Genomic DNA, 19,730 nt, shown 5'->3' on the forward strand with positions numbered 1-19,730 from the left:
GAGGCGCGTCGGTTGGGGCGCCGTTCGGAGGCGACCGAGAGGGGCAAACCCCCTCTCGGCCCATCCGTTTAGAACTTCGCGGAAGCGCCGATCGAGAAGAAGCGACCGACGTCGTAGGTGTTGACGTCGACGCGGTTCTTGCCGGCCTTCTGATACTCTTCGTAGCCGACGCCGGTCAGGTTGCGTGCTTCGAACTTCAGTTCGATTTCACGCCCCCAAAGCTCCAGGCCCTGGCGCGCGACGAAGTCGATGCGCGTGCCCGGATAGGCCTCGACGTCCGGCTGGCCGCTGTTGACCAGACCCCGGCTGGTGACCCGCTTGCTGGCGTAGTTGATCAGCAGGGTCTGCTGCGACAGGCGCTCGGTGTCTTCGAGGCCCAGTTGCAGGTTGACCACGTGATCCGACTGGCCCGTCAGCGGCGCGCCGTCGGTGAAATAGTCGGTCGCCTTGGTCGAGGTCGCGGCGAACACCGCGACCGTGTCGCCGGCCGAAACCTGAAGCTCGGACTTGGAGTAGGTGTAGTTGGCGATCGCCACCAGACGACGGCTGGCCCAGAAGTCGCCGTTCAGATCCGAAAGGTCGAAATACTTCTGAACTTCGAATTCCGCGCCGTAGAGCTTGGCCTTGGGCGCGTTGGCGAAGCTGGTCGACAGGTCACTGCCCGACACATAGCTCTCGATCGGGCGATCGATGGTCTTGTAGAAGCCCGCGACGGTCAGACGTTGGTCGCTGGCGAAGTACCACTCGTAGCGCGCTTCGGCGTTGGTCAGTTTACTGTCCGTCAGAAGCGGGTTGCCGCGATACATGCGGTTGCTGTCGGGATCGAAGTAGAACTGATAGATCAGCTCGCGGAACTGCGGACGAGCGATCGTCTGGGACGCGCTCAGACGCAGTTGAGCATCTGACTTGACGTGCCACGTGCCGGTGGCCGACGGCAGCCAGTAGGTCTCCTTCAGGCGGGTCGAGGCCAGGGACGCGCCCGGGGTTTTGAAGACCTCGACCGGCGACACCTTCTGGCGCGCCGTCTCGTAACGGAGACCGACGTCGAAGTCGAAATCGCCGAACACCGTGCCGTTCAGCTTGCCGTAGGCGGCATGGTTCTGCAGCTGGGCGTTGAAGGCCGGGTTGCCTTCGTTGGTGTCGACCAGGGCGATGTTGAAGTTCTTGATGATCGACGGCGCCAGCAGAAGATCGGGACGCAGCATGTCAACGCCGCGCGGGAAGGTGTTGGGCGCCTGGAACTGGAAGTCGCGACGCGAGCTGTCACGATCGGTGCTGACATAGGCGTAGCCGACCGTCGCCGCGAAGCCCGGCGCCAACTTGTAGGTGGCGTCCACGCCGCCCGACCACAGGTCTTCGTCCAGATCCGAATAGCTGATGCGCGCGTCGCCGCCGTTACCGTTGTTCAGGCGGTTGACGAAGTACTGGCCGAACGGATCCGACGCGGTGTTGGTGCGCACATATTCCAGCGAAAGTTCGGCCGGGGCCTTGCGCTGGGTGTTGGCGTAGCTGGCCCGGACGTCGACGTTCAGCTCCGGCGTCGGCTTGAACTCGCCGACCAGCTGGGTGTTGAACAGCTGGCGCTCGAACCAACCGGTGTTCTGCTGCATGAAGTCGACGCTGGTTCCGCCGCGCTTGCCCAGCGCCAGACGCGTGTTCTTGACCGTGTCGTGAACGTACAGATTGGTCCAACGGATCTTGTTCTCGCCAAAGCCAAGCGCGGCGCCGAACAGGCCGTTGAGCACCATACGGTTATCGGTGCTGACGCGGCGGAAATCCGATTCCTTGTCCGAGAGGTCGGCGTTCAGGGAGCTCTGGATCTGAGCGTCGCGGGTGGTCCAGCGGTTGCTGAAGCCGACCGTGGCGATGACGCCGAGGTCCATCGAATCGAGGTCGAACGGCTTGGCCGCCGTGATGTCCATCGCGTAGTTGACCGGCAGATGGTTCCACTTCTGGACCACGCCATTGCGGCTGTTGACCAGTTGGCCGGCGATCGCTGCGGTGTCGACCTTGCCCGAGCTGATGCGCTCGCCGCTGGCGAAGAACGCCGCCAGGGCCGAAGGCGTGTCGCGATTGCCGTTATCGAAGCCGGTCCAATCGGTCTTGCTGCCGTAGTGGTCGTAGCCGAGCTGGTTGGTGGTTTCGGTGTCGCCGGACACCGAGGCCCCGATGCTGATGAAACCCTCATTCGGGATCGACTTGGTAGTCAGGTTGATCACGCCACCGCCAAACTCACCGGGGAAGTTGGCGGAGTAGCTCTTCTGAACCAGCGACGAGGCGATCACGCGGCTGGGGAACAGGTCGAGCGGGACGACGCGCTTCAGCGGTTCCGGGCTCGGCAGCGGCGAACCGTTCAGCAGCGCCAGGGAGTAACGGTCGCCAAGACCGCGAACATAGACATAGCCGTTGCCGACCAGGGTCACGCCGGTGACCCGGTTCAGCGCGCCGGCGATGTTGCCTTCGCCCGTGCGCGCGATTTCGGCCGAGCTCAGGACCGTAACGACTTGCGACCCCGTGCGGACCACGTTGGTCGAGCGGTTCGCCGTGATGACCACGGCGTCGACCATGCCCGGGATCGAGACCTCAGGTTGCTGGAAATCCGATTGCGCCGGCGCCGCAGCGGCGGCGGGCTTGGCGGCCTCGTCGGCCGAAGGGGCGGTCTGCGCCATGGCCCAGGAAGGCATCGAGAGCGCGGTCGAGAGAAGCAACAGAGACGTTAGCCGACGCGTGATCATATCCAATCCCCCCGGGGAGCTAGGCAGGTAAAATTTGGGGGGCAGCCGTCTTCCAGCCGCCCCCCCGTTTCGACGAAAACGCGTCGGCTTAGTTGGTCGGCAGCGACGTACAGGCGGTGCTGGTCGAGCCGAAGTTGGCGGCCGAGCTGTTGCAGGTCCAGCCGGCGTACCAGGTGTCGTTGCTGTCCTTGACGGCGCCGATGTAGGTGGTCGGGCTGAAGAAGGCGCCCAGGCCCGTGACGTTGAAGACCGCGACTTGCAGCTCGTTCACGCCGTTGATGAAGGCGTTCAGCGTCGAGGTGAAGGCGTCGTTGTTGTTGTTGCCGCCCGAACCGAACTGAGCTTGAACCGCAGCGGCGTTGTACGAACCGCTGCCGAGGTACTTGGTCGCGTTACAGCTCATGACGAACGAACGCGCGACCAGCGTGGCCGGCGTGGCGCCCGAACCGTTCATGCGGAGGCATTCGTTGTTCGGCGAGACGATGATGCTGTTGGCGATCGTCGTGTCCGAGTTGCCACGCAGCAGGATCGAGGCCAGGTCGTTGGCTTCGTTGTTGCTGGTGACCTGACGCTGGATCATCGTGAAGTTCGAGATGCGCAGATCCGTGCGCGGCGTTTCGGTTTCGCGGCCGTTGCTGTCGATTTCCATCAGGGCGTCGCCGGCGCCGTCGCGCTGGATCATGATGCCGTACTGGAAGTTCGCGCGCGCGCCGACGTCAACGTCGAGGCTGTCGTCGTCCGCGCCGACCGAGACGTAGTACTTCATCCGCGGAACGCCGCCGAAGAACTCAACGCCGTCGTCCGAGCTGTTGTAGCTCTGGATGTGGCTCAGAACGGTGCCGCTGCCGATGCCCGACGGCGTCAGCGACTGCAGTTCGACGTTGGAGCCGAGCACGTAGCCCGAGTAGCGGATCTGCACGTACTGCATCGTCCCGCTGTTGTCGGCGTCGTCCGAGCCGCCGAACAGGGCCGGGTCGGCTGCGCCTTCGGTCTGACGCTCGCAGGTGTTCGCGGCGGTCGAGCCGGTGGTGCAGTCGGTGATCTTCGCGCGGCCCAGCAGCACGACGCCGCCCCACTGACCTTGCGAGGTCTCGGTGTTCAGGCCCAGGACGTTGTCACGGCTGGTGAAGATGATCGGGCGCGTGGCGGTGCCGACGGCGTTGATCTTGTTGCCGCGATTGACGGCCAGCCAGGACACGCCCGTGCCGCCATAGACGATGACGCCCGGCTCGATCGTCAGCGTGACGTTCGAGTCAGCGGCCGACTTCGTGAAGCCGCCGTCGGTGCCGACGTCGACGCGGCCGGCCATTTGGTACAGCAGGCCCGCGATCTTCGGCAGGGTGATCGAGCGGTTGATGCGCGACGGCAGGGTGCAAACGCGCCACGTGCCCGTCGGGCCCGTGATGGTGCCGTCGTCCTTCAGACCCTGCGGGTCGGCGATGGTCGGGCAGCCCGAGGCCGGCGTCACACCCGTCGGGGTGGTCGGCGTGGTCGGCGTCGTCGGGGTGGTCGGCGTCGTCGGGTTGTTAATGGTGACGTTGCCGCCAGTCCCGGGCGACGAGATGTCATCGGATCCGCAGCCGGCCAGCGCCATCGCGGCGCAGCTCACGAGCATTAGGTTTCTATACAGCTTCACAGGAGCCCCTCTGGTTTCTCAAGCCGCGACGAACGCAGGCGGTCACGCCTAGGGAGCTCTTTAGTCGGCAATTGTGACACTTTTTCTGGAATGGGGTTCACCCAATACACGTTGATCGATGACCAGAGCCCCGCTGCGAGCCGAGTTAGAGGGCAGGAGCCGAGTCTACTGACCTTCGCGCCGCGCGATCGCGAAAATCAATTGTCGTTTATGAATATAAGATTTGGCAGATGAACTCTAATCTTCTATTTTAAGAATCTTTAAGAAGATAAACTTCATTTATTGAATACACGCGCCATTCATATGACGGCTCGAACCCAGGCCGTTGGCGAGCATTTTAAACTAGTCCGTATACGGATATTCCATATTCGGAATATTTTGCGCGCAGCTGCTTTATCATTTTTAGCGAGCCTCTGGATCACCTCTTGCTCCATAGCGCCCTTTTCTTGCTTCGTTAGGCTTGGCAAGGCCCGCCGCATGGCTAGCCTTCAATCTCATCGACCGCCTCAATCGAAGCTGGCGCGCCTGACCGCCGACGCCGCAAGGCGTGCCCCCCCCGACGACCGAAACTCAGATCCTACCCACTACGCACGCCGAAAACCTCAGATTGAGTCGCTGGATCAGTGGGTGAGCGGACGATAGAAGACGGTCTGCGAGCGCGCTGGGCGCCCGAAACGGAAAAACGAAAATGAGCAGAGCGGCAATTGACGAGACGCGCGAGCGCCTGTCCGATTATCGCCCGCCAGACTTGATGAAGATCAAGCTCTACGATCTTGAGGTCAACCATTGAACTGTCTTTGGACGCTGGATCTGGATGGCCGCATCCTGCACCTCAACGAGGCGAGCGAGCGGTTCTCCGGCGTCGCCGCGCGTGAGGCGATAGGCACCTTCTGGCGCGACCACTGGCCCGAAGAGAGCAGTTTCTCTCTTGACCGGGCGTTCGCTGCGGCGACAAGCGGGAGCGTCGCGCGCTTTCGTTCCTTTGATCATCGCAAGCTTCGAACCGCCTCATATTTCGAGGCCATCGTCGCCCCCGTCTTCGGCGCCGATGGACAGGTCTCCGCGATTACGGCCGTCGCCCAGAACGTCACGGAAGGCGTTGAATCCGCCGCCCTGATGGCGTCCGTCGTTCAGTCTCTTCCGTCACCCTTGACGGTCACCGCTGCGGATACGGGCCGATATGTGCTCTGGAACCGCGCGGCCGAGGCGGCCTTCGGCGTCGACGCCGAACAGGCGCTCGGGCGCACGCCGACAGAACTGTTCGCCGCCGATCTCGCGAACGCCGTCTCCGGCGCGGACGCCGAGCAGTTCGGGATGGGTGAAACGCGCGTAACCCATGGGGTGCGCTTACCCGAAACGATGGGCGGAGCGGTCTACGACATCAAGTCGATGGCCACCTTTGATGACCAGGGGCCGCGCCATGTGATCAGCCTAGCCGAGGACATCACCGAACGTCTGGCGCAGGCCGAAGCCCTGCAACATGCGCTCAAGGCCGCCGAGCGAGCCAGCCAGGCCAAAAGCGCCTTCCTGGCGAACATGAGCCACGAAGTGCGCACGCCCATGAATAGCATTGTTGCATGCGCCGACATGCTCTCGCGGGCGGTTCTGGATGCGGCCGCCCGGGAACAGGTCGAGATGATCGGCTTGGCGGGGCGAACGCTGAGACGCCTGCTCGATGACATTCTGGACGTTGTCCAACTGGAGGCCGAAAGGCTCCGCATTGAGGCCAAGCCCTTCGAAATGCAGGATCTGGCGCGCACGGTCGAGGTGGCGGCTCGTAGCGAACTGGTCGGGCGCGAGGTCACGTTCGCGATTACCTGCCCCCCTTCCCTGCAGAACGTCATGGGCGACGAAGTGCGCCTTGGCCAAGTTCTAAGCAACCTGGTCGGCAACGCCATCAAGTTCACGGCGCGGGGCGAGGTGGCGCTCGACTATCGAAGAGATCGCTCCGGGCCAGATCCGCTTCGAAGTGCGCGACACCGGACCGGGGTTCTCTCCGGCCGACAAGGACCGCATCTTCGAGCGCTTCCAGCAGGCCGACAATTCGATGACCCGCCGGTTCGGCGGCGTGGGTCTGGGCCTGACGATCGCGCGCGATCTGGTGGCGCTGATGGGCGGGAAGCTGGACTGCGAGAGCACGCCGGGCGTCGGCTCCCGATTCTGGTTCACCTTGCCGTTGCCCCCGCTCGAGGCCGGCGACGCCGTTGAGACGGATGTCTCGCAAGGCCCGGGCGAGGAATCCGTCCTGTCAGAAGGCCTTCTGAAGGTGCTTGTCGCAGATGATCATCCCGCCAACCGCCGTATCGTGGAGATCATGCTGGACGGTTCGGCGGAGGTGATCAGCGTCGAGAACGGTCAAGAGGCGGTGCAGGTCTTCCAGCGTCAAAGGCCGGATCTTGTCCTGATGGACATGCAGATGCCGGTGATGGACGGTCTGACGGCGATCGAGGAGATTCGACGCCTGGAAATCGCCGCCGGTCAGACACGCCTCCCGATCATCATGCTGACGGCCAACGCCGCCGAAGAACACGTCCGCGCAAGCCTGCGCGCGGGAGCCGACCGCCATCTCGCCAAGCCCATCACCGCGGAAACACTGTTCACCGCGCTTCAGGCCGTCCTGAATTAGCGATCCCAAGTCTTTCCAAGAGAAACCCGGCGTGGCGGATTGTCGCACCCACTCTTTGGGCAAATTTACTCGCGTTTAAGGTTACCTGATCAGTCTGGATTCATGAATTGATCCAGACAGTCGCAGCCTTTATTGCGAACGCGAGGTATCGTGTCCGAAGCACAAGATAAGAGCATTATTGTTCTATCGGGAAAGATTACACTTCCTAACATCAAGGAAGCGCACTCCACCCTGCTGGAAGTCCTGGATAGGGACGCGCCGGCCTCAATCGACATTGACGGCGTAACTGAAGCGGATCTGTCCTTCGTTCAACTTATCGAGTCTGCGCGCCGCACCTTTGCTGAGCGCGGGCGGGCTCTAAGCCTGCGGAGCGCCGCCGGGGAAGCCGTGCTTCCGGTCCTGCGGCGAGGGGGCTTCTTGGATCCGTCAGATCCCAGCACGACGAGTTTTTGGCTTAAAGAGGGGGTACAACCGTGACCGCGATCCTATCGGTGGACGACTCCGCCAGCATTCGCGCGGCGATCAAGATCGCCTTGAGCGCCGAGGGTTATAGCGTGACCGAGGCGGCGAACGGCGCTGAAGGCCTCGACAAGGCCACCGCTGGTGGCTTCGACCTGATCGTCACCGACCTGAACATGCCGGTCATGGACGGGCTGACCATGATCCAGCAGTTGCGAGGACGCCCGGCCGGAGCCGGAGTCCCCATCCTGTTTCTGACCACGGAGTCCGACGCCGACGTCAAGGCCCAGGCCAAGGCCGCCGGCGCGACGGGCTGGCTGACCAAGCCTTTCGACCCCGAGCAGTTGGTCAGGGTGGTCAATAAGGTCCTGGCGAAATGAGCGGCCTCGATCCCACCGAGACCTTCCGCCAGGAAGCCCAGGAGCTTCTGGAACAGATCGAGCAAGGCCTGCTTGATCTGGCTGATCGTCCAGGGGATCGCGACCTGATCGATGCGGTCTTCCGCGCCCTGCACACGCTGAAGGGCTCGGGCGCGATGTTCGGCTTCGACGCCCTCGCCGCTTTCACCCACCATTGCGAGACGGCGTTCGACCGCGTGCGCAAGGGCGAGGTCGCGGCCAGCGCGCAGCTGGTGGCCGCCGTGCTCGCGGCCCAGGACCACATGCGCGCCCTGGCCGAAGGGCGGCCGGTGGCGGAAGGCCTGGACAAGGCCCTGCTTTCCGACCTGCAGAAGGCGATCGACGGCGACGGCCCCGCGCCGCCGACCACGCCAGCGCTCAAGACCTTCAAGATCCGCTTCAGCCTGCCGGCCGACGCGCTGGTCAACGGCGCGCGGCCCCTGCCGCTGCTGGACGAGCTGCGAGACCTGGGCGAGGCCACGGTCCGGGTGATCACCGACGCGGTGCCGCCGCTGGGCGAGCTGGTTCCGACCCATTGCCACCTGGCCTGGGAGGTGGTGCTGACCACCGCCCACGGCCGCGATGCGATCGATGACGTGTTCATCTTCGTGATCGACGACATGACCCTGGAGGTCGAGGACCTCACCCCGGCCCCGGCCGCGACCCGCGAGGAAACGCCCGCCCCGGCGCTGGCCGCCGAGCCCGCGTCTCAGGACGTCCCCGCCAATACCCCCGCCGCCCCGGGGGCCGGGCCCGAAGCCGGCCGCGCCGCCAAGGCCGGCGACACCGTGCGTGTCCCGGCCGAGCGCCTGGACGAGATGATGGACCGCGTGGGCGAACTGGTCATCGCCCAGTCGCGCCTCAAGCAGCTGGCCGCCTCCAGCAGCGACGTCGCCCTGCGCGCCGTCGCCGAGGAGATCGAGCGCCTGGCCGCCGAGATGCGCGACACCATGATGATCGTCCGCATGGTGCCGATCGCCCAGCTGTTCGGCCGCTTCCGCCGCCTGATCCACGATCTGGAGCGCGACACCGGCAAGCGCATCGAGCTGTCGACCGAGGGCGAGACCACCGAGCTGGACAAGACGGTGATCGAGCGCCTGGCCGACCCGCTGATCCACCTGATCCGCAACGCCGCCGACCATGGCCTGGAAGGTCCCGAGCAGCGCGCCGCCGCCGGCAAGCCGCCAGCGGGCCGCATCATGCTGGCCGCCCGCCAGTCCGGCGCCGAGGTGGTCATCACCATCACCGACGACGGCCGCGGCATCGACCGCGCCCGCGTGCGGGCCAAGGCCGAGGAGAACGGCCTGATCGCCCCCGGCGCGGTGCTGGGCGACCAGGAGCTGCTGCAGCTGATCTTCGCCCCCGGCTTCTCGACCGCCGCGGCGATCACCAACCTGTCGGGCCGCGGCGTCGGCATGGACGTGGTCAAGAAGACCATCGAGGGCCTGCGCGGCGCGATCGACATCAGCAGCGAGCCGGGCCAGGGCTCGGTCGTCTCACTGCGGATCCCGCTGACCCTGGCGATCATCGACGGCCTGCTCGTGCGGGTCGGCGCCAGCCGCTATGTCATCCCGCTGGGCGCGGTCGAGGAGTGCGTGGAGCTCTCCCCCGCCCAGGACGCGCGCTCGACCGGCCGCAGCCTGATCACCCTGCGTGACGAGCTGGTGCCCTTCATCCGCCTGCGCGACCAGTTCAAGTCCCACAGCGCGCCTGATCCGCACCAGAAGATCGTCGTCGTCGCCACCGGCCAGGATCGCGTCGGCCTCGTCGTCGACCAGATCCTGGGCGACCACCAGACGGTCATCAAGCCGCTGTCCAGCTTCCACGCCGATGTCGGCGCCTTCTCGGGCGCGACCATCCTGGGCGACGGCGGCGTGGCCCTGATCCTCGACATCCCCGCCCTGGTCCAGATGGGCCAGCGCCACGACGCCCACCTCCGCGCGGCCGGATAGGAGCCTTCATGAGCACCCTCGAAGCCCTCACCTTCGACCTCCACGGCGAAACCTTCGCCTTGGAGGCCGAACTGGTGCGCGAAGTGCTGGACCTGTTGCCCGAGACGCCGGTTCCCGGCGCCCAGCCGCATGTCAGCGCGGTGATCAACTTCCGCGGCCGGATCATCCCGCTGATCGATCTTCGCGTCGCCTTCGACATGCCCGTCGACGGCGCCACGATCGACAACCGCATCGTGGTGATCGAGCACCCCCTCGACGGCGAGCCGGCCCTGATCGGGCTGCGCGCCGACAAGGTGCACGAGGTCACCGCCATCACCGACGACGACAGCGAAGAGCCCCCTCGGGTGGGCATGCGCTGGCGAGCCGACTTCATCCGCCGCCTGGTCCGCCGCTCCGGCGACGTGATCGTGGTGCCCGACCTGGACAGGATATTCGCCGCGATCCGCGAGGAGACCGGCGGACGACAACGCCACTGAACAAAAGGGTCGCCCCGCGCGGCGACTACTCTCCCAACCACCGCGGCCAAGGCCGCGACAGCCCACGGGGTGCTGAAATGCGACTGACGATAAAAGTTAAGCTGATGGCCACCTTCGCGGTTCTGATCGCGATGATGGGCTTGGTTGTGTTCATGGGCGTGAGCCGGATGGGCACGCTGAACGAGTCGATCTCGGGCATCATCGACGGTCCCGCCAAGCGTCTGGCGCGCGCCCAGCTCGTCGACGGCGACATGGGTCGACTGCTGCGCTTCGAGAAGAACATGGCGCTCACCGAGGACCCGGCGTTGCTGCGCAAGTTCGAGGCCGACTCGCTGGAACTGATCCCGAAGCTGGACACGACCATCAATGAGGGCGTGGCCAACGCCGCCGCTGCGGCCAAGCCGATGTGGGTGAACGTCGACGCGGCCTGGGACGAGTACAAGCTTGTCAACGCCGAGGTCCGCGGTCTGGCGATGGCGGGGCGCCGGGCCGAGGCTGGCGAGGCGACGGTTTACAAGTCGCGCGCCATCGCCAACCGCCTGACCGGTGACCTCAACAACATCGTCACGCTGAACAAGGCGATGATGGTCAAGGCCGACCAGGACAGCGACGCCCTCTATGCGCAAGCGCGGAACACGCTGCTGACGACGGCCCTCGCGGCGCTGCTCGTGGCGATCGCCGGTGCAGTCTGGATCTCGATGATCATCAATCGCGGCTTCAAGCAGATCACCGAGGCCCTGGACGCGGTCGCGATCGGCGATCTGAACAACGAGGTCACGGTCAAGGCCGATGACGAGATTCGTGATCTGGTCACCACGGTAAATCGCATGACCGCCAACCTCCGCGAGACCGCCTCGCTGGCCGACAAGGTGGCGGACGGCGACCTGACGGTGAAGCCCAAGCCTCTGTCGGACAAGGATACGCTGGGCCTGGCCCTGGAGCGCATGGTCGACCGCCTGCGCGGCGTGGTCGCCGACGCGGTCTCGGCCTCGGAGAACGTCTCGGCGGGCAGCCAGGAACTCTCGGCCACGTCCGAGCAGATGAGCCAAGGCGCCACCGAGCAAGCCTCGGCCGCCGAGCAGGCCTCGGCCTCGATGGAAGAAATGGCCGCCAACATCAAGCAGAACGCCGACAACGCCGCCCAGACGGAGAAGATCGCCCGTCAATCGGCTGCTGAGGCGGAGACCTCAGGTCAGGCCGTGGCCAACGCAGTCGAGGCCATGCGGACGATCGCCGAGAAGATCACCATCGTTCAGGAAATCGCCCGCCAGACCGACCTCCTGGCCCTGAACGCCGCCGTCGAAGCCGCCCGGGCCGGCGAACATGGTCGCGGCTTCGCCGTCGTCGCCTCGGAAGTCCGCAAGCTGGCCGAACGCAGCCAGACGGCCGCCGCCGAGATCAGCGCCGTGTCGACCGACACCGTCAAGGCGGCGCAACAGGCCGGCGACATGCTGGCGGGCCTGGTGCCGAACATCCGCAAGACGGCCGAACTGGTCTCCGAGATCAGCGCCGCCTGCCGCGAGCAGGACATCGGCGCCAGCCAGATCAACGAGGCTATCCAGCAACTCGACAAGGTCACCCAGCAGAACGCCTCGGCCTCCGAGGAGATGTCGGCGACCTCCGAGGAGCTGGCCGCCCAGTCCGAGGAACTGCAGGCCTCGATCGCCTTCTTCCGCACGGAAGCCAGCAGCGGCGGTCGATCGACCACCCGGACGGCCACGCCGGCCAAGCGCCCGGCGCCCCAGCCGGCGCGCAAGACGGCGGCGGCCAAGCCCGCCACCCGCAGCGTCGCGGCCCAGCAGGCCCGCGCGGCCGGCTTCGCCCTCGACCTGACCAAGGGCGGCCCGGACGAGGACGACGCGGTGTTCAAGGAGTACGGCACTTGAGCCAGAACAGCGATCGCCAGTACGTCACGCTGGGCCTGGGGGCGGAGGTTTTCGCCGTCCCCGTGGCCTACGTCCGGGAAATCCTCGACTACGCTCCGCCGTTCGGCATCCCGGAAGGTCCCGGCTACATGCTCGGCCTGACCGATGTTCGCGGCCGCGGCGTGCCCACCCTGGACCTGCGACTAAAGCTCGGCCTGCCGCGCATCGAGCCCTCGCTGACGACCCGAATTCTGGTCGTGGACGTGCCTGTCGACGGACGGGTCCTGTCGCTGGGGCTCGTCGCGGACCGGGTGATCGAGGTCGCGGATGTCTCGGAAGGCCAGATCGAGGCCGCCCCGGACATCGGCGTCCCCTGGCGCTCGGACTACATTGAGGGGGTGGTTCGACGCGATGGCGGCTTTGTCGTCCTGTTCAACCTGGCCCGCCTGCTGACCAGTCAGGACGTCGCTCTCGTCGCTCAAGCCGCCTAGAGCGCCTTGGGTCTAAGCGTACGCGGCTCAACCGCCCGAACGCGCTCTTAGTTTCAGGGGATCAGTTTGGCCCAAGCTGCCGCCGCCTTAAATCCGGTGTCGATCAGCGAACCGCTCAGCGCCAAGAATTTCTCGCGCCTGTCAGCGTTCGTGCACGACTATAGCGGCATCAAGATGCCAGCCAACAAGCGCACCATGCTTGAGGGCCGGCTGCGGCGGCGGATGCGGGTCCATGGTCTCGACGACGTCAACGCCTACTGCCGGTTCATTTTCGACGAGGGGGGCCTCGAGGCCGAAACGATTCATCTGATCGACGCGGTGACCACCAACAAGACCGAATTCTTCCGCGAACCGGTGCACTTCGAGGTTTTGGAGAAGACTATCCTGCCGCAGCTCGTCGCGGCGGGGCGTCGGGAGATCAAGGTCTGGAGCGCAGCCTGCTCTACGGGCGCAGAGCCCTACACCCTGGCGATGGTGCTGGACGCGTTCTGCGACGCCAACAGGGGGCTGGACTATTCGATTCTGGCCACGGACATCTGCACCGAGGTGCTGGCGCAGGCGATCGCCGGGCGATACACCGCCGGAATGATCGCCCCCGTCCCGATGGCGATGCGTCGGCGATACGTACGCCAATCCAAAGATCCGTCACACCACGAAGTGCGGATCGCGCCGGCCCTGCGGTCCAAGATCGGCTTCGCGCGCCTGAACCTGATGGACGACGCCTACCCCGTCCAGCAGGACATCGACGTCGTCTTCTGCCGCAACATCCTGATCTATTTTGATAAACCCACACAGGGAAGGGTGCTGACGCGCCTTTGCCATCACCTGCGACCCAACGGCTATCTGATCCTGGGGCACTCGGAGTCGATCGTGGGGCTGGACCTGCCGGTTCGCCAGGTCGCCAACACCGTCTTCCAGAAGCGCTAGCCCCATGCCGCAGTCGGGAAAAGTCCGCGTTCTGATCGTTGATGACTCCGCCACGGTCCGCCAGACCCTGGCCAGTATCCTGGAGTCTGATCCGCAGATCGAGGTGATCGGGGTGGCCTCCGACCCCTTCGTCGCCGCCCGTCGCATCCGCGACGAAATCCCCGACGTCATCACCCTGGACGTCGAGATGCCCCGAATGGACGGCATCACCTTCCTGCGCAAGATCATGAGCCAGCACCCCTTGCCGGTGGTCATGTGCTCGTCGCTGGTCGAGGCGGGTTCGGAGACGCTGCTGCAGGCGCTGGAGGCCGGCGCGGTCGACGTGATCGTCAAGCCCCGGATGGGCGTGGCCGAACATCTGGTCGAGTCGCGCATCCGCATCTGCGACGCGGTGAAGGCCGCCGCCAGCGCCCGCGTGGCCGGGGCGCGCCGCCCCCCTGCGTCCGTACCGCATGTCTATCACGAGCCGGAACGCAAGCTGACCGCCGACGCGGTGCTCCCGCCGCCGAATGCGCGCGCCATGGCCAGGACCACGGAGACGGTCGTCTGCATCGGCGCCTCGACCGGCGGCACCGAGGCCTTGCGCGAAGTGCTCGAAGCGCTGCCCGCCGACTCCCCCGGGATCGTCATCGTCCAGCACATGCCCGAAAAGTTCACCGCCTCGTTCGCCAAGCGGCTCGACAGCCTCTGCGCGGTGTCGGTGAAGGAAGCCGAGGATGGCGATACGGTGCTGCGCGGTCGGGTGCTGATCGCGCCCGGCAACAAGCACATCCTGCTTGAGCGCAGCGGCGCGCGCTACTTCGTCTCGGTTCGCGACGGACCGCTGGTCACCCGGCATAGGCCCTCGGTCGACGTCCTGTTCCGCTCGGCGGCGCGGTCGGCCGGGTCCAACGCCGTGGGTGTGATCATGACCGGCATGGGCGACGACGGCGCGCGCGGCATGAGCGAGATGAAACAGGCCGGCGCCGCCACGATCGCGCAGGATGAGGCCACCTCGATCGTCTTCGGCATGCCCAAGGAAGCAATCGCCCTCGGATGTGTCGATCGCATAGCCCCCCTGCAGGCCCTGGCTTCGGAAATCCTAAGATCGCCCCGCCGCTAGCGAGAGACGCCGACACAGATGCGATCATTGCTAAAGTTTAATATCGTTTCTCGATAAACAGCATTGGCGGAACCGGAAGCCCGGCCTATTTGTTGACCGTGGCGAGGGGCCGAACGTTTCGGCCCTGGCCACATCTCGCAAACTGGAAAACCCGATGTCCTCCGCCCGCCTGTTCCGCATCGCCGACAAGCTCGTCATGACCGCTATCACCGCCGCGCTGATCGTGGCCGTGCCGGTGTCGGCCGTGACGTTCGTGGTGCAGACGCTCTAGGCGGCCGAAGGTTCGAGACATCCTTTTTTGACGTCTCCCCGCGACGCGGGGCATGTTGCTTAGCGTCGCTGTCGGGGGAGCAGCCATGCGCGCCTTGGGGCCAGGCTCTGTATCGAGTTTCCTGAAGATCATCCTCGACGTGATCTATGTCGGGCTGTGGATCTTCGTCAGCCTGCTATCGCTGTTCACGCTGATCGCGCTGCTGTTCAGTTTCAATCCCGAACTGCTGGCGTCGATGCTGCCGATCAGCGACGCGGTCGAGGCCGTCAGCCGCAACGGACCCCTGTTCGCTGGGGCCCTGGCCGCCTGGGCGCTCTTGCTGGGCGGCTGGATGGTCATCGTCGAGCGGCTGCGCAAGATCTTCGCCACCCTCACCGCCGGCGACCCCTTTCACCCCGACAACGTCGTGCGCCTGCGCCTGATCGGCCTGGTGCTCGCGGGTCTGGAAGTGGGCCGCTATGTCTTTTCGGGCCTGGCCCGTTGGCTGGCCCCGAAGGCCAAGGTCATCGACGACAGCTTCACCCTGACCGCCTGGTTCTCGGTGCTGGTGGTGTTCGTCCTGGCCGAGGTCTTCCGCGAGGGCGCGCGCCTGCGGCGCGAAGCCGAACTCACGATCTGATCCGGAGCGATCCTGCATGCCCGTCCGCGTGAACCTCGACCGCGTGCTTCTGGAGCGCCGGATGTCGCTGACCGAGTTATCGGACCGCGTCGGCGTGACAATCGCCAACCTGTCAATCCTGAAGACCGGCAAGGCCCGCGCCGTGCGCTTCTCGACCTTGGACGCGCTCTGTCGCGAACTGGAATGCCAGCCAGGTGACCTCCTCAGCTTCGAGTACGGCCCGGCCGACGCGCACGAGGATTAGTTCAGCCGCCGCCTTTTCAGCAGGCTGGCCCGATCCATGGAACGCACCTCCATATCGAAGGCGTCGCCTTCGCGCAGGATCTTCAAGGGCACGGTGACGCCCGCCTCTCCAAGACCCCAGAGCGCATCGTAGAACGCCGACAGGTCCGACACTGGCCGGCCGTTGATCGCGAGGATCAGGTCGCCGGCCCGCAACTCGGCGCGCGCGGCGGGTCCCTTGGGCGAGACCCCGACGATCACGATGTGGTTCTCCATCTCCTGAGCAAAGACGCCCAACCACGGACGCGGCGGATGAGGACTGCGCCCCCGCGCCAGATCATCCAAAATCGGCGGCAGCAACTCGGCGGGCACGAACATGTTCAGCGGGCGCGCTTCGTTGTTCTGGTCACGACCTTCGAGGGCCAGTGAACCCAGCCCCACGAGATCCCCCTTGGGGCCGATCAGGGCGGCGCCGCTCCAGTGCGGGTGGGCGGGCGCGGTGATGATCGCGTCGTCCAGCTTGTATTCCCAATAGCCGGCGAACGGCATGCGGGTCAGGACCTGGCCCGCCACCGCGTGGGCGCGGCCACCGGCCCCGGCGGCGATGATCGCCGAGCCTGCATCCAGGTCTCGCGCGCTGCCGATGGTGATCGCCGGAAGGTCAAGAGGCTCTAGCGCCTGGACCAGGCCAAGCCCCGAGCGGGCATCGAGCCCCAGCACATGGGCGGACACCCGTCGGCCGTCGTTGCGGGTCAGCACGACCTCTTCGGCCTCGGTGATCAGATAGGCCATGGTCACGACAAGACCGCTGGGGCTGATCACCACCCCGTTGCCGACCCGCTCGGTGCCCAGCAGCGGCGCGGTGTAGGCGTCGGCCGGGATCGTGGCTTCCAGGGCGACCATCGAGGCCAGCGCCTGATCCAGATCGAACCGATAGGCCTCGGCCGAGGGACGCAGGCGGGCTTCGACTTCATGGCCATCGAACGGGGTGGGCACGCGAGACTCCTAGACTTGAGGTCGGAATCTGGGACCGGCGCCCCCGTTCGGCAAGCCTTTGGGTCCTAACTGCCGATCGCGGCGCGTTGCAGGGCGAACAGTTCGTTGATCCCCTTGTCGGCCAGACCATAGAGGCTTTCGAACTCGGCGCGGGTGAAGCCGCGCTTCTCGCCCGTGGCCTGGATCTCGACGATGTCACCCTCGCCGGTCAGGACGAAATTGCTATCGGCCTCGGCGTTGCTGTCTTCCTCGTAGTCGAGGTCAAGCACCGGCACGCCGTTGAACACGCCGCAGGAGACGGCCGCCACCTGGCCGAGGATCGGGTCGGTCTTCAGCACGCCCTCGTCCAGCAGGTACTTGGTGGCCAGGCGCAGGGCGACCCAGGCGCCAGTGATCGCGGCGGTGCGGGTGCCGCCATCGGCCTGAACGACGTCGCAGTCGAGCGTGATCTGGCGCTCGCCCAGCGCCTTCAGGTCTACGACGGCGCGCAGGGACCGGCCGATCAGACGCTGGATCTCCTGGGTGCGGCCCGTCTGTTTGCCGGCGGCGGCTTCGCGGCGGCCACGCGAGTGCGTGGCGCGCGGCAACATGCCGTACTCGGCGGTCACCCAGCCCGCCCCCTTGTTGCGCATCCAGCCAGGGACGTTCTCTTCGACGGTCGCGGTGACCAGCACCTTGGTGTGGCCGAACGAGATCAGGCACGAGCCTTCCGCATAGCGATTGACGCCGGTTTCCAGCGTGACGGCGCGCAACTGGTCGGGGGCGCGTTCGGACGGACGCATGGGAAACTCCTGATCTGCTGGGAGATTTGAATGTGTGTGGGTGGCCGCTTATCCTATTGGCAGCCGCACTTGAAAGGGGCCGACCGCTTTTGTTCGCCGACCGGGTCTTCGAAGTCACGCTTGATCGGAGCGCTGAGGCATGACGCAGCTCTTTCCAGGGCCGATCGTCCGCACGCCAGGCCTCGCCGAACTGGACGCCCGCGCCCGCGACATTTTCCGGCGGGTCGTCGAATCGTACCTGGAGACCGGAGAGCCGGTGGGCTCTCGCACCATTTCCAAGGGCGGCGTCGCCCTGTCGCCGGCCTCGATCCGCAACACCATGCAGGATCTGGCCCAACTGGGTCTGCTGGACGCGCCGCACACCAGCGCGGGGCGGATGCCCACCCATGCGGGCCTGCGGATGTTCGTCGACGGCTTCCTGGAGGTCGGCGACGTCGCCGAACAGGAAAAGCGCGCGATCGAGGCCCGACTGGCGGTGAAGGGTCGCTCGTTCGAAGAGGCCCTGGCCGAGGCGTCCTCGATCCTCTCGGGTCTGGCGGGCGGCGCCGGGATCGTCGTCACGCCCGTCCGCGAAGGCGGTGTCAAGCATGTGGAGTTCGTGCCGCTGGGCGGCGGCCAGGTGCTGGCTGTGATGGTCTTCGAGGACGGCCAGGTCGAGAACCGGCTGATGCGCCAGGCGCCGGGGGTCACGCCTTCGGCTCTGCAGGAAGCCTCCAACTTCCTCAACGCCCGCCTGCGCGGCCGCACCCTCACCGAGGCGCGGACCGAAATGCGCGGGGAACTGGACGCGGCGCGTCGGCAGCTGGACGAAACCGCCGCCCGCCTGGTGGAAGACGGTCTGGCGGCCTGGAGCGGCGGCGAGGGCGACGCCCGCTCGCTGATCGTGCGCGGCCAAGCCAACCTGCTGGCCGATGCGCGCGCGCGCGAAGACATCGATCGCGTCCGCCAACTGTTCGACGATCTGGAGCAGAAGGGTCAGCTGATCGGCCTGTTGGACGACGTGCGCGACGCCGAGGGCGTTCGTATCTATATCGGGGCTGAAACGCGTCTCTTTTCGCTTTCGGGTTCCTCGGTGATCGCGGCGCCCTATATGACGGGACGCCAGAAGGTGCTGGGCGCGATCGGCGTGATCGGCCCCGCCCGCTTGAACTACGCTCGGGTCATTCCGTTGGTGGACTATACCGCCCGGGTGCTCGGGCGGATGATGGATGGATAAGGACCTTACCCAATGACCGACGAGCAAACGCCGGCGGAAGAGATGCCGTTCGAAGCCGATGACGCCGCGCAGGAAATTGAGGCGCTGAAGCTGGAAGTGGCGCAACTGAAGGAGCAGGCGCTCCGCTACGCCGCCGAGTCCGAGAACACCAAGCGCCGCGCCGAGCGCGAGATGAATGACGCGCGCGCCTATGCGATCCAGAAGTTTGCGCGCGACCTCCTGGGCGCCGCTGACAACCTGGGCCGCGCCACGGCGCACAGCCCCAAGGATTCGACCGATCCGGCGGTGAAGAACTTCATCATCGGCGTCGAGATGACCGAGAAGGAGCTGCAGAGCGCCTTCGAACGCAACGGCCTGAAAAAGATCGATCCTGCCAAGGGTGAGAAGTTCGACCCGCACCTGCACCAGGCCGTCACCGAGCAGCCCTCGACCGAGGTCGCTGCGGGCGGCGTGTTGATGGTCATGCAGGCCGGCTATGAGCTGATGGGCCGTCTGGTCCGTCCGGCCATGGTCGCTGTCGCGGCCAAGGGTTCGACCGGCCCAGCCTCGCCGGACGCGCCGACGGCTTCGGCAAACCCCTACGCGGCCGCCGAGGGCGACAACTCGGGCGGCACGTTCGACGCCAAGGCCTGATCGCGACGGTCGCGCGCCCGTTGGTCGGCGCGCGACCAAAGCCGCTCGTGGATGTTGAAGGCTACGGTCTGAACCATCGGTTCGACCAGACCGACCGCCAGCGCCACGCGCCAGTCGCGGGTGAGGGCGTAGGCGACCGCTACAGCCACCGTCAGGTGCATCGACGCATAGGTCAGGGTCTTGAGGGCAAGGCGCATCCTGGCGCTCCAATTTGAGAATCGTTCTCAATAAATGGCGGCGGAATCCCACGCCGCAAGGGTTTCGGCCTCTTCCCCGCGCGCGTGTTTTCGCTATTGTCGGCGGTCCCTTCTCCACGGGTTCGCG

19 protein-coding genes and 1 pseudogene are annotated in these 19,730 nt (G+C 65.8%); 15 read left to right on the plus strand and 5 right to left on the minus strand.

Going from position 1 to position 19,730, the window contains the following annotated elements; genetic code table 11:
- Positions 1-68: 68 nt before the first annotated feature.
- Together CSW63_RS21750 and CSW63_RS21755 are read right to left on the minus strand one after the other, a co-directional pair.
- Entirely contained in the window at positions 69-2,741 is a 2,673-nt protein-coding gene (locus tag CSW63_RS21750; RefSeq protein WP_082749687.1) for a TonB-dependent receptor domain-containing protein, read from the minus strand.
- A gap of 82 nt (positions 2,742-2,823) precedes the next feature.
- A complete protein-coding gene (locus tag CSW63_RS21755) occupies positions 2,824-4,371 on the minus strand; it encodes a hypothetical protein (protein WP_099502984.1) in 1,548 nt (515 codons plus the stop codon).
- Between the two features lie 786 nt (positions 4,372-5,157).
- On the opposite strand from CSW63_RS21755, the pseudogene CSW63_RS24240 reads away from it, so the two are divergent.
- From CSW63_RS24240 to CSW63_RS21820, 13 genes and pseudogenes are all read left to right on the plus strand, one after another.
- Positions 5,158-6,021, plus strand: a pseudogene (locus CSW63_RS24240) (PAS domain-containing protein); the annotation flags it as partial.
- A 292-nt stretch (positions 6,022-6,313) separates the two neighbouring features.
- Positions 6,314-6,997 (plus strand): response regulator, encoded by a 684-nt coding sequence (locus CSW63_RS21765; RefSeq protein ID WP_255357780.1) that lies wholly within the window; start codon positions 6,314-6,316, stop codon positions 6,995-6,997.
- 150 nt (positions 6,998-7,147) lie between these two features.
- A complete protein-coding gene (locus tag CSW63_RS24245) occupies positions 7,148-7,474 on the plus strand; it encodes an STAS domain-containing protein (RefSeq protein ID WP_168193713.1) in 327 nt (108 codons plus the stop codon).
- Positions 7,471-7,836: a response regulator gene (locus tag CSW63_RS21775; protein ID WP_062098855.1), complete on the plus strand. Its 366-nt coding sequence runs from the start codon at positions 7,471-7,473 to the stop codon at positions 7,834-7,836. Before CSW63_RS24245 ends, CSW63_RS21775 begins: the two co-directional genes overlap by 4 nt.
- The gene (locus CSW63_RS21780; RefSeq protein WP_099502982.1) at positions 7,833-9,806 is read left to right on the plus strand and encodes a chemotaxis protein CheA; all 1,974 of its coding nucleotides are present in this window, start codon (positions 7,833-7,835) and stop codon (positions 9,804-9,806) included. Before CSW63_RS21775 ends, CSW63_RS21780 begins: the two co-directional genes overlap by 4 nt.
- A gap of 8 nt (positions 9,807-9,814) precedes the next feature.
- A complete protein-coding gene (locus tag CSW63_RS21785) occupies positions 9,815-10,282 on the plus strand; it encodes a chemotaxis protein CheW (RefSeq protein ID WP_062097258.1) in 468 nt (155 codons plus the stop codon).
- Positions 10,283-10,359: 77 nt separating this feature from the next.
- On the plus strand, positions 10,360-12,168 hold the full coding sequence (locus tag CSW63_RS21790; RefSeq protein WP_099502980.1) for a methyl-accepting chemotaxis protein: 1,809 nt from the start codon (positions 10,360-10,362) through the stop codon (positions 12,166-12,168).
- Positions 12,165-12,638: a chemotaxis protein CheW gene (locus CSW63_RS21795; RefSeq protein ID WP_062096139.1), complete on the plus strand. Its 474-nt coding sequence runs from the start codon at positions 12,165-12,167 to the stop codon at positions 12,636-12,638. Before CSW63_RS21790 ends, CSW63_RS21795 begins: the two co-directional genes overlap by 4 nt.
- A gap of 66 nt (positions 12,639-12,704) precedes the next feature.
- On the plus strand, positions 12,705-13,565 hold the full coding sequence (locus tag CSW63_RS21800) for a protein-glutamate O-methyltransferase CheR (RefSeq protein ID WP_062096137.1): 861 nt from the start codon (positions 12,705-12,707) through the stop codon (positions 13,563-13,565).
- Positions 13,566-13,569: 4 nt separating this feature from the next.
- Positions 13,570-14,667 carry a chemotaxis response regulator protein-glutamate methylesterase gene (locus tag CSW63_RS21805; protein WP_099502978.1) on the plus strand — a complete coding sequence of 366 codons (1,098 nt, stop codon included), beginning with the start codon at positions 13,570-13,572 and terminating at the stop codon, positions 14,665-14,667.
- Between the two features lie 154 nt (positions 14,668-14,821).
- Complete coding sequence (locus CSW63_RS21810; RefSeq protein ID WP_062097945.1) at positions 14,822-14,938, plus strand: hypothetical protein; 117 nt, start codon at positions 14,822-14,824, stop codon at positions 14,936-14,938.
- An 85-nt stretch (positions 14,939-15,023) separates the two neighbouring features.
- The gene (locus CSW63_RS21815) at positions 15,024-15,557 is read left to right on the plus strand and encodes a DUF2975 domain-containing protein (RefSeq protein ID WP_062097943.1); all 534 of its coding nucleotides are present in this window, start codon (positions 15,024-15,026) and stop codon (positions 15,555-15,557) included.
- A 16-nt stretch (positions 15,558-15,573) separates the two neighbouring features.
- Positions 15,574-15,801, plus strand: coding sequence for a helix-turn-helix transcriptional regulator (locus CSW63_RS21820; RefSeq protein ID WP_062097941.1), 228 nt, complete (start codon positions 15,574-15,576; stop codon positions 15,799-15,801).
- Here CSW63_RS21820 and CSW63_RS21825 read toward each other — a convergent pair.
- Positions 15,798-16,775 carry a S1C family serine protease gene (locus CSW63_RS21825; protein WP_062097939.1) on the minus strand — a complete coding sequence of 326 codons (978 nt, stop codon included), beginning with the start codon at positions 16,773-16,775 and terminating at the stop codon, positions 15,798-15,800. The genes CSW63_RS21820 and CSW63_RS21825 overlap by 4 nt on opposite strands.
- A gap of 65 nt (positions 16,776-16,840) precedes the next feature.
- A complete protein-coding gene (rph, locus tag CSW63_RS21830; protein WP_062097937.1) occupies positions 16,841-17,557 on the minus strand; it encodes a ribonuclease PH in 717 nt (238 codons plus the stop codon).
- A gap of 139 nt (positions 17,558-17,696) precedes the next feature.
- On the opposite strand from rph, the gene hrcA reads away from it, so the two are divergent.
- Positions 17,697-18,773, plus strand: a complete 1,077-nt coding sequence (gene hrcA, locus CSW63_RS21835; RefSeq protein WP_062097935.1) for a heat-inducible transcriptional repressor HrcA — start codon at positions 17,697-17,699, stop codon at positions 18,771-18,773.
- 12 nt (positions 18,774-18,785) lie between these two features.
- Entirely contained in the window at positions 18,786-19,406 is a 621-nt protein-coding gene (gene grpE / locus CSW63_RS21840; RefSeq protein WP_062097933.1) for a nucleotide exchange factor GrpE, read from the plus strand.
- Here the strand turns inward: grpE and CSW63_RS21845 are convergent.
- The gene (locus CSW63_RS21845) at positions 19,352-19,603 is read right to left on the minus strand and encodes a DUF2061 domain-containing protein (protein WP_062097931.1); all 252 of its coding nucleotides are present in this window, start codon (positions 19,601-19,603) and stop codon (positions 19,352-19,354) included. The two genes, grpE and CSW63_RS21845, sit on opposite strands and share 55 nt — an antisense overlap.
- Between the last annotated feature and the right edge of the window lie 127 nt (positions 19,604-19,730).

This window comes from Caulobacter sp. FWC26 (genome assembly GCF_002742645.2).
GTDB lineage: Bacteria > Pseudomonadota > Alphaproteobacteria > Caulobacterales > Caulobacteraceae > Caulobacter.